The organism is Lujinxingia litoralis, from assembly GCF_003260125.1.
In the GTDB taxonomy this organism is placed as follows: Bacteria; Myxococcota_A; Bradymonadia; order Bradymonadales; family Bradymonadaceae; genus Lujinxingia; species Lujinxingia litoralis.
This window is the reverse complement of record NZ_QHKO01000014.1, coordinates 23,746-37,500: the sequence shown is the minus strand read 5'-3', so window position 1 is coordinate 37,500 and position 13,755 is coordinate 23,746. Positions and strand designations below refer to the sequence as shown.

11 protein-coding genes are annotated in these 13,755 nt (G+C 66.7%); 8 read left to right on the top strand and 3 right to left on the bottom strand.

Features of this window, described 5'->3' with window-relative positions; translation table 11 throughout:
- Nucleotides 1-14: 14 nt before the first annotated feature.
- The 4 genes from DL240_RS18640 (at nt 15) to DL240_RS18625 (ending at nt 5,236) form a co-directional block, all read left to right on the top strand.
- The gene (locus DL240_RS18640; protein WP_111731411.1) at nt 15-1,922 is read left to right on the top strand and encodes a tetratricopeptide repeat protein; all 1,908 of its coding nucleotides are present in this window, start codon (nt 15-17) and stop codon (nt 1,920-1,922) included.
- 91 nt (nt 1,923-2,013) lie between these two features.
- A complete protein-coding gene (locus DL240_RS18635) occupies nt 2,014-2,460 on the top strand; it encodes a CBS domain-containing protein (protein ID WP_111731410.1) in 447 nt (148 codons plus the stop codon).
- A 189-nt stretch (nt 2,461-2,649) separates the two neighbouring features.
- Nucleotides 2,650-3,627 (top strand): ATP-grasp domain-containing protein, encoded by a 978-nt coding sequence (locus DL240_RS18630; RefSeq protein ID WP_111731409.1) that lies wholly within the window; start codon nt 2,650-2,652, stop codon nt 3,625-3,627.
- Between the two features lie 190 nt (nt 3,628-3,817).
- Nucleotides 3,818-5,236 (top strand): hypothetical protein, encoded by a 1,419-nt coding sequence (locus DL240_RS18625; RefSeq protein ID WP_111731408.1) that lies wholly within the window; start codon nt 3,818-3,820, stop codon nt 5,234-5,236.
- A 517-nt stretch (nt 5,237-5,753) separates the two neighbouring features.
- On the opposite strand, the gene DL240_RS18620 is transcribed toward DL240_RS18625, so the two are convergent.
- Nucleotides 5,754-6,497: a flavodoxin family protein gene (locus DL240_RS18620; RefSeq protein WP_111731407.1), complete on the bottom strand. Its 744-nt coding sequence runs from the start codon at nt 6,495-6,497 to the stop codon at nt 5,754-5,756.
- Nucleotides 6,498-6,697: 200 nt separating this feature from the next.
- Here DL240_RS18620 and DL240_RS18615 point away from each other — a divergent pair, with 200 nt between their 5' ends.
- From DL240_RS18615 to DL240_RS18605, 3 genes are all read left to right on the top strand, one after another.
- Nucleotides 6,698-8,200 (top strand): SDR family NAD(P)-dependent oxidoreductase, encoded by a 1,503-nt coding sequence (locus DL240_RS18615; protein ID WP_111731406.1) that lies wholly within the window; start codon nt 6,698-6,700, stop codon nt 8,198-8,200.
- Between the two features lie 191 nt (nt 8,201-8,391).
- Nucleotides 8,392-9,255, top strand: a complete 864-nt coding sequence (locus DL240_RS18610) for a PhnD/SsuA/transferrin family substrate-binding protein (RefSeq protein WP_158542778.1) — start codon at nt 8,392-8,394, stop codon at nt 9,253-9,255.
- 118 nt (nt 9,256-9,373) lie between these two features.
- Complete coding sequence (locus DL240_RS18605; protein WP_111731404.1) at nt 9,374-10,324, top strand: aldo/keto reductase; 951 nt, start codon at nt 9,374-9,376, stop codon at nt 10,322-10,324.
- A 111-nt stretch (nt 10,325-10,435) separates the two neighbouring features.
- Here DL240_RS18605 and DL240_RS20135 read toward each other — a convergent pair whose 3' ends face one another.
- Both DL240_RS20135 and DL240_RS18600 read right to left on the bottom strand, forming a co-directional pair.
- Entirely contained in the window at nt 10,436-10,771 is a 336-nt protein-coding gene (locus tag DL240_RS20135) for a hypothetical protein (RefSeq protein WP_158542776.1), read from the bottom strand.
- Nucleotides 10,772-10,785: 14 nt separating this feature from the next.
- Nucleotides 10,786-11,616: a collagen-like domain-containing protein gene (locus tag DL240_RS18600; RefSeq protein WP_158542772.1), complete on the bottom strand. Its 831-nt coding sequence runs from the start codon at nt 11,614-11,616 to the stop codon at nt 10,786-10,788.
- Nucleotides 11,617-11,787: 171 nt separating this feature from the next.
- Between DL240_RS18600 and DL240_RS18595 the strand changes: the two genes are divergently transcribed.
- Nucleotides 11,788-13,755: a serine/threonine-protein kinase gene (locus DL240_RS18595; RefSeq protein WP_111731402.1), complete on the top strand. Its 1,968-nt coding sequence runs from the start codon at nt 11,788-11,790 to the stop codon at nt 13,753-13,755.

The following is a 13,755-nucleotide window of genomic DNA, read 5'->3' as shown; positions in this document are numbered from 1 at the left end:
ACACCGAGTTCTCTATGCGCTCCTTACTCCTGCTCATCGCGCTCCTCGCAGCCGCCCCCCTCCCCTCCGCCTTTGCCCAGAGCGCGCCCGAAGAGCCCGCGGCCGCGGCCACTCCCGCCGCCGACTCTGCCGACTCTGCCGACTCTGCCGCCACTCCCGCAGCCGCCGGCGCCCACCTGGAAGACGCCCGCGCCCTCTACCAGGCCGGGCACTGGGACGACGCCGCCGCGGCCTTTGAACGCGCCTTTGAACTCGCCCCCGCACGCTCCGAACTCCGCGTGGCCGCCGCCCTGGAAGGCGGCTCCCTCCTCTGGGAACAGGGCCGCTACGCGCGCGCTCGCCAGAAGGTCTCCCTCGCGCTGAACCTGGCCCGGGAGCTGGAACTCACCGCCCCCATCGGCCAGCTCCTCTTGACCCTGGGCCATATCGAGAGCGCCACCGGCAACGTCCAGGGCGCCGAAGACACCCTCAACATCTGCGTGCAGCTCACCGGCGAACACGACGACGCGGTCTACCGCGCCCTCTGCCGGATGAATCGCCGGGTGGTGCGCACCCTCCTGGGCAAAGACCCCGGCAGCCAGAGCGACCTGCGCGCCGACATCACCACCCTCCAGAACACCGACTCCCTGCTGGCCATCGGCACCGCCCTGACCCGAACCGCCGACCTCTACCAGGACAACGGCGACCTGGCTCAGGCTCGCCAGCTCCTCGACGAAGCCCGCCGCCACATCGAGGCCTCCGAGAGCGTGCCCGCCCGGGCTCGCCATCACCTGCGCCTGGCCCAGCTCCTGAAGGCCGGCGGCGACTTTCAGGAGGCCTCGGCGCTCCTCGACAAAGCTCTGCCTCTTTTTGAGTCCATGAACAACCGCCCCATGATCGTGCACGCACTGGGGCTCAAGGCCGACATCGCCCTGGACCTCAACCACCCCGAGCAGGCGCTCCCCCTTTACCGCCGCGCCCTCGCGGTGGCTGACGCCACCGACAACCCCCTGCTCGAAGGCCGCGTCCACCTGGCCCTCTGCGAGCTCATCACCACCGGCTCGCTCCAACACTGCGAGCGCGCCATCTCCACCTTCACCGCCGGCCACCTCGCCACCTACCGCGTGCGCGCTCACGCCTCGCTGGCGCGCGCTCTCCAGCTCTCCAACCGCCTGGAAGGCGCCCGCACCAACTACCGCCAGGCCATTGAGCTGACCGAAGCCCTGCCCCGCGGCCGCGAACTCTACGCCTCCTCGCTGGCCAACCAGTACGCCAACCTCTGCCAGGTCAACACCCGCCTGAACGCCACCGGCGCCCTCTCCAGCTGCCTGGAGGCCCGCACCCGCCTCCAAGCCCTGCCCGCCGATGAAGACGACCACCAACGCCCCCTCATCCTGGCCAGCGTCATCCATTCCGCCGGCATGGCCGCCCTCCAGGAAAACAACGCCGAGCGCGCGCTCGACCTCCTGGCCACCGCCGCCGAACTCGCCATGGCGCTCCCCGCTCCCCATCTGAACATCGCCTCCGACGCCTACCTTCGCCTGGGCGCCACCCTGGCCGCCCTGCCCGATCGCGGCGACGAGGCCCGAGACGCCCTGGAGAAGGGCCTCCGGGTTCTGGCCACCGCGGAGGAACCCCGGAGCACCGACTACCGCCGCAGCGAAATCGCCCTGCTCATGCAGCTGGCCCAGCTTCAGCTCAAGCTCAAAGAGTCTTACGGCACCCTGGCCACCCTCGATCGCCTCAACCCCCTGGCCACCGAGCTCCGCGACTACACCACCCTGGCCCACTCCTTTAACCTGCGCGCCAGCGCCCACCTCCTTCTCAACGAGCAGGACGCCGCCTACCGGGCCCTGAGCACCGCCCAGATTCACGCCTCCCGCTCCGGCGATCACGAACTCATGCAGCTCATCTACGACAACGTCAAACGCTTCGAACGATGATGACCTTGGTGCTCGCCAGTGTGCTCTTAGCTTTGCCCTCACAGCCCCGGTTAAGCGGCTGTAACCTAAGGCAAAACACACAGGAGCACCCATGAACGTCTACGAAGCCATGACCGCCGATCCCGTCACCTGCTCACCCGGCGACTCCATCGAATCCGTGGCCAAAAAGATGCAGGACTTCGACTGCGGCCTGGTCCCGGTCGTCAACAAAAACGGCTCCCCCAACCCCATCGGCGTGATCACCGACCGCGACATCGTCTGCCGCCTGATCGCCCAGGGCAAAGACCTCCAGAAGTGCACGGTGGCCGACGCCATGACCGACACCGTCATCACCATCGAGCACGCCGCACCGCTGACCAACGCGCTGAACCTGATGGAGAGCAACCAGCTGCGCCGCATCGTGGTCGTCAACGACAACGACGAGGTCAGCGGCGTCATCTCCCAGGCCGACATCGCTCGCCAGGCCAGCCACGAGCTCACCGGCGAGGTCGTCGAACGGGTCTCGACCCCCTCTCCGGGCCCCTCGATGCTTCACTGAGGTCTGCCGCACCTTCGCACCACTCTACCGGCACATGGAGAGCATGTGCCGGTCCCGGGGCCGCCCAAAGGCGGCCCTTTTGCGTGCCTCCACGCTTGACCCGCTCCCACTTTATTGCTCTTTTTCGCCCCGAACCCGCAGCTTTTGCGCCCCCCGCACCGAATCTCAACGCCCCGCTGGAGCTTTTTGATGTCTACGCTTCCCCCCGTCCATATCCTCTTTGAAAACCCCGACTGGCTCCCGCCCCTGCGCGACGCGCTCCACAAAGAAGGCTTCGAGTACACCGAGATCCCGGTTCACCACGGCATCATCAGCGGCCCCCCCGCCCCGGGCATCTACCTCAACCGCATGAGCCCCTCCTCGCACACCCGCGGCCACCTCACCTCCGTGGCGCTCACCCGCGAGATTTTGGCGCACCTTCAGGCCCACGGCGCCCGGGTGGTCAACGGCCTGGCCGCCTTTGAGCTCGAGATGAGCAAGCTGCGCCAGCACCTCACCTTGCAGCGCTTTGGCATCCGCACCCCGCGCACCGCCCTGGCCGTCGGCACCGAACACCTGGTCAGCCTGGCCCGGACCTTCGAAGGCCCCTTCATCACCAAACATAACCGCGGCGGCAAAGGCCTGGGCATCGAGCGTTTTGAGAACGCCGACGAGCTCCAGGACCGCCTGGCTCAGGGCGACTTCGACCTCGGCCCCGACCACCAGGTCCTCATCCAGCAGTACATCCAGGCCCCCGAACCCTTCATCACCCGCGTCGAGATCGTCGGCCAACGCATGATCTTCGCCATGCGCTCGGCCACCGATGAGGGCTTCCAACTCTGCCCCTCCGACGTCTGCCAGGTCGAGTTGCAGCGAGAGAAAGCCCAGGCCGCAGCCCTCGCCGACAATTGCCCGATCGACGGCGGCGCCAAATTCTCCCAATCGCCGCTCAAAGCCGACGACCCGCTCGTCCTCAAGTACCTGGCCATGTGCGCTGCCAGCGGCATTGAGCTGGCCGGCATCGAGTTCGTCGAAGACGCCCACGGCCACCGCTACACCTACGACATCAACGGCACCACCAACTACAACCAGACCCTCGGCCGCCAGATGGGCATTCACGGCATGGAGGAGCTCGCCACCTACCTGCGCCACGTGGTCGCGCCCCAGGTCATGGCCGAACTCGGCTAACGCGGGAATCTCCCGGCCCACCTTGCCTCAGGCCCGAGACGGCGCAGCTTTAGCGCGCCGCCCGGGCCTTTTCTCTGCCCACCACATCAGACCCCAGGGAGCTTCAGGGGAGCGCTACCCGCCCGGGCTATGCGGCGAGCCTCCTGAGCCGTGCTCATTCGCCGGGATCGACTCTCTCCCGAGGAGCACCATGCGACGATCATGCCTTTACCTGCTGACCTTTCTTTCGCCCGCCATCGTATTCAGCACCGCCTGTTTCAACACGGAGTCGCCGCCCTCAGAACGCGCCAGGGTCACGTCTGCGACACTCGAACCCGGGCAGGCCCTCACCACCTGCAACCGGCCTCAGTCCTGCCACCAGGGCTTTGTGTGCACGCAGGGCGGCCACTGCGTCGATCCGACCGGGCAGGTCTCGGCCACGGCGGCCCTCCAGGCCGACTTCGATAACCTCCCGACCGCCGTGGGCCTGGGGGTTCCCTACGAGCTGCCTCCCAACGCGCGCCTGCGCCTCGACGACCCCGACGGTGACGGGATCGCGCTGCAGGTCACCAACCCCATCATCCTGCAGGGGCAGGGCTCGGAGCTGGTGGTCGAAAACGGCGTCATCGCCCTTCGCATCTCCGCGCCCGCCGACTGGTCTTCGGTGCGCGACTTGAGCTTTGTGCCCACCACCCCCTCCCAGCCCCATCAGGGCATCGGCATCGACGTGCGCGCCCACGGGCTCCGCCTGGACAACCTCTTCTTCGATCGCATGGGCACCGGCATTCGCGCCCACTCCATCGTCGACGGCCAGCACGCCAACCTCAACATCCAGCAGTGGAGCCGCCTGGTCTTCTGGGAATGCCACGAGCACGCCATGCACCTGGCCGGCGGCGACACCAACGCCGGCCTCTTTACCGGCCTGGAGGTCCGCGCCGGAAACGGCATCCTCGACTCGTCCTTTTTGGGCAACACCTACATCTCGCCGACCATCAACTCCACCACCGTCGACGCTCTTACGCTCGACAGCTCCGCCAGCTCGGCCACGGTGCTGGGCGCCTACACCGAGATCAACGCCCCGCTGATGCGCGCCAACTCCTTCCACGACCTGCACCTGGGAGGCAACGCCATCGACCGCCTGGATTCGGAGGGCGATCGCATCGGCCGCCACCACGCCTCGCTGCGCTTTCGCGACCCGCAAACCGGCCTGCGGGTGCGCATCCCCGGCGCGTCTCACGCCGCCCTGGCCTTTCATCACCCCAACGATGGCGAGTGGTGGTACCTGCGCTATTTTGACGAGCCCAGCCGAATGATGTGGGGCTTCTCCTACCGAAACACCTCCACCTCGGCCTACCGCTGGACGGGCCACCAGCACCCCCAGGGCCCGGCGCTCTACCAGGCGGGCACGCCCCTTAACACCACGCTCGCCATGCAGACGCTCTCCTCCGAATCCTCCACCACCCCCGGCGGCCCCCCGGCCCACGCCCCGGCCCTGGGCAAACGGGCGCAGACACCGGTCACCCCCGACCCCAACTGGGATGGCTCGGAGCCTCCCCGCTCCGAAGATCCCTACTTCGACATCACCCCCGACGAAGACGCCTTCTTCTGGGAAGGCATGTCCCCCCCCTGAATCCCCTGAACTGTCCGAGAGACGAACATCCCCAACACTCACGCGCCCCACCCAACCCGCGCACAAACCTCCCCACACCGCATACCTCCCCCCCATCCCCACAGATCTGACCGCACTCAGGGCGGCGATTGGCAAGGAGGCCGGGACAGACGCTGTAGCAACGCTACTGCGAATCCCGGACGACGCAGCCAGCGCCGTCCTGATGCGGTCAGCGGCGGTACCCCCTGAACCGTCCGAGACACGAACATTCCCCAACACCAATGCGCCCCACCAGACGTCCGCACATATTTTTTTGTACCGCATACCTCCCCCGCATCCCCACAGATCTGACCGCATCAGGGCGAAGTCCAGCAAGGAGCCAGGACGAAGCTGTGGCAGCGCCACCGCGAGTCCGCAGCGACGCCGCTGGCTTTGTCCTGATGCGGTCAGCTCGGCGATTGGCAAGGAGGCCGGGACAGACGCTGTAGCAACGCTACTGCGAATCCCGGACGACGCAGCCAGCGCCGTCCTGATGCGGTCAGCGGCGGTACTCGGGGTTGGGGTGGCCAAAATCACACCCTTCATCCCACTCATCGCGCAGGTTGCCCCAGGCCGGAATCCCCCCGGCCTCTTTGAGCATCCGCGCCAGATGCAAGAGGTTCCACGTCATGAAGGTGGTGTTGCGCTGGGTAAACGCGTTCTGCGGCCCACCCGAGCCCTCATCGCCGTACGAGAGCCCCGGGCCGGCCTCGCCCACCCACCCGGCGTCGGCCTGCGGACCGACCAGATACCCCAGGTGCTGCAAGGCGTAGAGGATGCCGCTTGAGCAATGCTTCATGCCGTCTTCGTTGCCCGTGATCAGGCACCCGCCCACCTTGCCATAATAGAGGTACTGCCCCTTCTCGTTGGTCATCCCCGACATCGAGTAGAGGCGCTCGATCACCGTGGAACACACCGAGGAGCGCTCTCCCAGCCAGATCGGCGTGCCCAGCACCAGGATATCGGCCGCCATCACCGCTTCGAAGATCTCGGGCCAGGCATCCTCCTCCCAGCCGTACTCGGTCATATCCGGGTACACGCCGGGGGCGATGGCGTGATCCACGGCTCGCACGCTCTCCACCTGCACGCCGGCGTTACGCATGATCTGGCGCGAGACCTCCATCAACGTGTCGGTGTTGGAGCGACGCGGCGAGCGTTTGAGCGTGCAGCAGATAAACATCGCTCGCAGATCTGAGAAGTCCCAGTCGCTCGGGTCGCACGCCTTTGAGGGCTGTTTGGCCATCCTCGCCTCCTGAAGCAAAGTGGGGGTGTCTGCCTGAATCTTGGCACCTCCTCTCCCCGGTCACCCGGCCTCCCCTCCCACCACCTCCATGCAGGACCCTCAATTCACGCGCGCTTTCAAGCACTTACCCCGCGCACAAAGCGCCTCCCGTCGGCACACGAACCTTGCCTGCCCGCGGGCGATCGGCTAAGACCGCGCCCATGGACGATCTAAAGAAAAAACTCGACGCCGCCTCCGCTCTCATGGAGCAGATCATTGAAGATCGCGGCCTCCTCGCCAACATCGACGAACCGACCCAGCGCCGCTTTCTGATCGCCGCGGGCCGCGTCTCCCACCCTTCCAAGCACGCGCGCCGGGCGCTGGCTCGGGCTCGTCAGCGCGACAAACGCGACCGGGAGCGCGACGAAGACCAGGCGCTCATGGATCAGACCGGGATTCGCCAGCTTCGCGACAAACCGATCTTCGAGACCCCCAAGCGCCGCGCCGAATTCGAAGGCACGCCCCACCAGCTCCCCGAACCCTTTGAGCTGGTGCGCACCGAGCCCATCGGCCACACCCATCAGGAGCGCATCTGCTACGTGTGCCGTGAGAGCTTTGGCCAGGTGCACCACTTCTACGACCAGATGTGCCTGAGCTGTGGCGACTTCAACTTTGCCAAGCGTTCCCAGACCGCCGACCTGCACGGACGCGTGGCGCTCATCACCGGGGCCCGCGTCAAGATCGGCTATCAGGCCGCCATCATGCTCCTGCGCGCCGGGGCCCGCGTCATCGCCCTGACCCGCTTCCCCAACGACGCCGCGCGCCGCTACGCCGCCGAAGCCGACTTCGACGACTGGAAGCATCGTCTGGAGATCTACGGTCTGGATCTGCGCCACACCCCGGGCGTGGAGGTCTTCTGCCGCCACCTTAATCAGCACCTGCCCCGGCTGGATTTCATCGTCAACAACGCCTGCCAGACCGTGCGTCGCCCCTCCGGATTTTACGACCACCTGATGCAGGGCGAGCTCCATGGCGAGGGCGTGCCCGACACCGCGCGCCAGCTGGTGGGACGCGTGGAAGTTGCGAACAACGCCGACGGCGCCACCCTCACCCGCCCCGGCGCCAGCTCCGCGCTCCTGAGCCAGGTGGAGCTCCTCGACGAAGACGCTGAGCGCGGCCATCACCTCTTTCCCAGAGGTCAGCTCGACGCCGACCTGCAGCAGGTCGACCTGCGCAAGGTCAACTCCTGGCGCCTCAAGCTCCAGGAAGTCTCCGCGGTCGAACTCCTGGAGGTCCAGCTCGTCAATGCCGTGGCCCCCTTCATCCTCAACGCGCGCCTCAAGCCGCTGATGGAGGCCGTCCCCACCCGCGACAAACACATCGTCAATGTCAGCGCGATGGAGGGCCAGTTCTACCGGATCTTCAAGACCGACCGGCACCCGCACACCAACATGGCCAAGGCCGCGCTCAACATGATGACCCGCACCTCGGCCACCGACTACATCGAGAGCGGCATCCACATGAACTCGGTCGATACCGGGTGGGTCACCGACGAGGATCCGGCCGACCACGCCCGGGCCAAGCGCGAAATGCATCGCTTTCATCCCCCGCTGGACATCGTCGACGGGGCCGCGCGCATCATCGACCCCATCTTCAACGGCATCAACACGGGCGACCACGTCTGGGGGCTCTTCCTCAAAGACTACAAACCCACCGACTGGTAACGCCCCCCGGGCGCGCGCGCTCCACGAGGGCAGCCCCCCCTTTGCAGACCTCGCCCCCTCCCGGCATTTTGCCCCGGGAGGGGGCGTTCTTTTAGCATCGTTCTTCGTATTTGCCTTGACCGACGCGCGCGCGTTACGAGATGCCGAATGTTTTCGCACCTCGATCATTAGCCCTGAGCAACGAGCAGTCCATGAACAACCCCCTCCGCGTCGGCGGCGTCCCCGAACATTTCAACATCCCCTTTTACCGCGCGGCCGAGCGCGGGAGCTTCGCCGATCACGACTTTGACTTCAGCTTCACCGAGTACCCCGGAGGTACCGGCCAGATGCTCGCTGCCCTGGACCAGGGCGAACTCGACGTGGCCGTGTTGCTGACCGAGGGCGTGGTCACACATATCGCCTCCGGCGGCGACGCCACGATCCTGGGCACTTACGTCACCTCCCCGCTGATCTGGGGCGTGCACGTGCACGCCGACACTCCCTTTGAGCGCCTCGAAGAGCTGCGTGGGGAATCCTTTGCCATCAGCCGCCCCCGCTCCGGCTCCCACATCATGTCCTACGTGCTGGCGCGGGATCTGGGCTGGGATCCTCAAAGCGAGATGCGCTTTGAGCAGGTCGGCGATCTCAGCGGCGCGCGCCAGGCCCTGGCCCAGGGCCGTGGCACCGCGTTCATGTGGGAGAAGTTCACCACCAAGCCCCTGGTCGACTCCGGCGAGTGGCGACGGGTGGGCACCTGCGCCACGCCCTGGGCGCCTTTTGTGATCATCAGCCGCAAAGGCTTTGCCACCGAGCGTCAGGCCGACCTCAACGCCCTCTTCACCACGTTGCGCGCGCTCACCGCCGAGCTCCACGAGCAGCCCGAGGCCACCATCGCCGAGGTCGTCTCTCGCTTTGGCCAGCGCCCCGACGACGCCCGACTCTGGCTGGAGCAGACCCGCTGGGCCGAACACCCCGGCATCGATCTCCCCGAGCTCTCCCGCGTCATCGACACTCTCACCGCCGTCGGCGTGCTCCAGGCCCCGCGCCCCGCCGAAGACTTCCTCTTCGCGCGCTGAACGCTCGACACGCCCGCCTGAAGGTGAGTATCCCTGGTGTCCGATACCTCCGCGACGCCATCACAGCCGGCGTCGCTCCCCTCGCCCTTCCGCCACGTTTCGCCGTCAAGGAGTCGTCATGTCCTCGTACAAATCCCTGAAACTTCGCAGCGGTCTTAGCTTTCCGGCCCTGGGCCTGGGCACCTGGAAATCCAAACCCGGCGAGGTGTACGACGCGGTGCGCGCCGCCCTGGAGATCGGCTACCGACACCTGGATTGCGCCGCGGTGTACGGAAACGAGCACGAGGTCGGACAGGCCATCACCGACGCCATCAAAGCCGGCGACGTCTCCCGCGAGGAGCTCTGGGTCACCTCCAAACTCTGGAACAACGCCCACCTCAAAGACGACGTGGCCCCGGCCCTGGACCAGACCCTGCGCGATCTCCAGCTCGACTACCTGGATCTCTACCTGATCCACTGGCCCATCGCCTGGAAGCCCGAGGTCTCCTTCCCCCGCCAGCCCTCCGACTGGCTCACGCTGGAGCAGGCGCCCTTGAGCGCCACCTGGGAGGCGATGCTCCAGACCAAAGCCGCGCAAAAGACCCGCGCCATCGGCGTCTCCAACATGGGACCGCTCCGCCTGGAGGAGTTCCGCCAGGTTGGTGAGCTCCCCGAGGTCAATCAGGTCGAATGCCACCCGCACTTGCAGCAGCGGGAGCTTCTGGAGCGCTGCAACGAGCTGGGCATCGTGCTCACCGCCTACTCGCCACTGGGCTCCACCGATCGCGAGCACCGCAAAGACGACGAGCCCCCGCTGCTCAACCATCCGACCATCGAAGCCATCGCCGAGGAGCTCAACGCCTCCCCGGCCCAGGTGCTGATTGCCTGGGCGCTGGCCCGCGACACCGTGGTCATTCCCAAGTCGGTCAACCGCGCGCGCATCCAGCAAAACTTCGCGGCGCTCAAGGTCGCGTTGAGCCCGGCCCACCTCGACACGATCGCCGGCCTCGACAAGCATTACCGCTACCTCGACGGCGCCTTCTTCGCCGCGCACGGCTCGCCCTACTCCCCGGAGGCGATCTACCGCTAAGCGGACTCGCCAGCGAGGCACCGCGCCGCAGACCCGGCGCACACGCAAAAAAGCCCGCGACCGTTAAGGTCGCGGGCTTTTTTTAGGCTCGGCGTTCGCCCCGTGAGCGCCTTAGTTGGCGGACTCGGCGTAGGCGGCGCGGGCGGCGGGATCGGCGCTGATCTCAAAGATCTTCGCCGCCAGCTCTTCCTCCGTCATCTTCGCCTCGGCCAGGAGCGCCTCGACTTGATCGGGGTTCGCCTCGATCTTGGCGCGCAGCGCCGCGAGCTCGCGCGCCTCCTTCACCAGCGGCGACTCCGGGGCAGCCTCCTCAACCGGAGCTTCCTCCACCTGAGCCGTCTCTTCCGGGGCGGCCGACGCGGCCTCTTCTTCAGCGGGCTTCTCGCAGGCGGCCACAAAGATCAGGCACAGCGCGGCAAGCAGCGGGATCAACTTCATGCGATTCATCATCGTCTCCTTCCTTACTGATCAGCGTTGGGGTTTTTAGCTTTGCCGCCAGCGACCGCCGGACGACGCCCCTGACCGCGCTCACCGGCCTGAGCTTCTTCACCTTCGCCAGCCTCACCGGCACGCGCGGCTTTCCCTTTCTCGCCACGCTCGCCAGCCTGACCGCGCTCACCAGCCTGACCACGCTCACCAGCCTGACCGCGCTCGCCAGCCTGACCGCGCTCACCAGCCTGACCACGCTCACCAGCCTGACCGCGCTCGCCAGCCTGACCACGCTCACCAGCCTGACCGCGCTCGCCAGCCTGACCGCGCTCGCCAGCCTGACCGCGCTCGCCAGCTTGACCGCGCTCACCAGCCTGACCGCGCTCCGGACGCGGACGACGGCGCTCACGCTCCTCCCGGATCTGCGCCGCCAACGCCTGGCCGCGCACGCCCGACTCCACCTGCTCGCGCACGTACTCCCCGAACCCTTCCATCGGGCCATGCTCTCGGGCCGCTTCGGCCTCGGCCTTCAACGTGCGCGCAGCTTCGGCCGCCGCACGGCCCGCCGAGCGGGCCTGGCCTTCTTCACCCTCGCCATCAGCGACGGCTTCTTCGCCTTCACCGGCGCCTTTCTCGTCGCCCTTCGGGCCCTTCTTCAACGCTTCCAACGCTCGCTCAATCTGAGCGTTCTCCACGCCCTCGACGGCCAGCTCATGGGCCACCTCCGGAAGCGCCAACGCCTCCAGAATCTCAGCCGCGCGCTGATTTCCCTCCGGCTGGGCTTCTTCCTGAGCCACCGCCGGCACCGCCAACAGGAGCGCGCCGGCACACAGGCCGCGCTTCGTCCACTTCATCCAACGCATGTTCATACTCCTTTCTCTCTGTGGGCACAGTCACGTCGATATGCCAACCCTAGCGCAGCCGTGATATAACTGTCACCACGCAGAAACGTTACATGTCGCCGACGCGCCGCGCTTATCACGCCCCTCTTCTCGGCCCCCCTGACGTCCTCGCACCGCCACCAGGAAGCTCCTATGAGCGAGACCGACGCCCCCACTCCCGCCCTCCTCGCCAGCTGGAAAACCCTCACCCTCGCTCCCGCCAACCAGGCCACCTTGGTAGATGCCGGCCAGACCATCGCGCCGCGCAACCCCCTGGACACCTTTGAGCGCCAGCAGGCCCTGGGCGCGCTGCCCTTAATCGAAACCGATACCCGACACGTCGACAACGCCGACTTCTCCCTCAAAGACGTGCTCGGCCAGGGCGGCATGGGCGTGATTCATCTGGCCGACCAACGCTCGCTCTGGCGAGAGGTCGCCATCAAAACCATCCGCCCCGACAACCGCAACCCCGACGCGCCCCGCGGACTCCTCAAAGAAGCCTGGGTCACCGGGATGCTGGAGCACCCCAACATCATCCCCGTGCACGCCCTGGGCGTCGACGCTCAGGGCGCTCCCATGATGGTGATGAAGCGCGTGGAAGGCCGCCCCTGGAGCGACACCCTCACCCGCCCCGATCTGCTGCCCCGACGCTTCTCCGACTACCAGGAGCCCCTCGACGCCCACCTCGACATCCTGACCCAGGTCTGCGATGCCATCCATTTCGCGCACAGCCACGGCGTGATTCACCGCGATCTCAAACCCGAAAACGTCATGCTCGGTGACTTCGGCGAAGTCTACCTGGTCGACTGGGGCATCGCCGTCAGCCTGCGCGACGATGGCACCGAACGCATCCCCCTGGCCCGCAACGTCAACGAAGTCGCCGGCACCCCCTCCTACCTCGCCCCCGAAATGGCCCGCGGCGACGGCGCCGCCATCGATCAACGCAGCGACGTCTACCTGCTTGGCGCCATCCTCCACGAGCTGGTCACCGGCACCCCGCGCCACCCCGGAAACTCCGTGATGGCCGCGCTTGTCCACGCCTACCGCTCACAACCCGTCGACTACGGCCCCGACGTCCCCCGCGAACTCGCCCTGATCTGCAATCAGGCCACCGCCGCCGAGCCCGCCCAACGCTTCGCCTCCGCCGAAGACTTCCGCCTGGCCCTGACCGGCTACCAGCGCCACCGCGACTCCCGACGCCTGGCCGATGAAGCCCACTGCCGACTCCGCACCCTGCGCGACCACTTAAACGACCATCTCCCGCGCCTCGACCACACAGCCGCCGCACCCGACGACGCCCCACGGGCGATCTACCGCCTCTACGCCGAATGCCGCTTTGGTTTCGAACAAGCTCTGGCCATCTGGAACGACAACCACACCGCCACCCGGGGACTCACCGAAGCCATTGAGCTGATGCTCGACTTCGAGCTCCGCCAGGGCGACGACAAAGCCGCCGCCCTCCTTCTCGACGACTTCACCGGCGAACGCGCCCCCTACCTCGCTCGCCTCACCGCACTGCGCGAACGCCTGCAACGAGAAAAACACGAGTTCCACCAGCTCAAACAACTCTCCCGCGACGTCGACCTCGGACTCAGCAGCGCGGCACGCAGCAAAATGAGCTTCGTGCTCGGCATCATCCTCGGCGTCATCCCCCTTATCAACAGCCTGATGGTCCGCCAGGGCCTGGCGACGATGACCTTCCCCGAATACTTCCTTCAATACCTGGGCGTGATCACAGGCTCCGGGCTCATCGTCTTTCTGATGCGACGCCGACTGCTAAGCAACGCGATCAACACCCGCATCATCATCAGCATCTTCGTCATCCTGCTCGGCGCCCTGATCATGCGCCTGATGGGATTTGTCCTCGGGCTCGATGTCGCCGGTTGCATCGCCCTGGAGAACGGCCTCTTCGGCTTTGCCCTCCTGATGATGGCCACCTCCCTCGACGCTCGCCTCTGGCCCGCCGGACTTGCCTTCCTCGCCGGCGGCTTCGCCGCCGCGCTCTTCCCTCAGTGGACCCTGGAATGCGACGGCATCAGCAACGCCGCCGCACTCTGGATCATCGCCTGGATCTGGCGTGTCCCCGTCCATTCCCTGCCCCGCCAGAGCCGCAAACCCTAA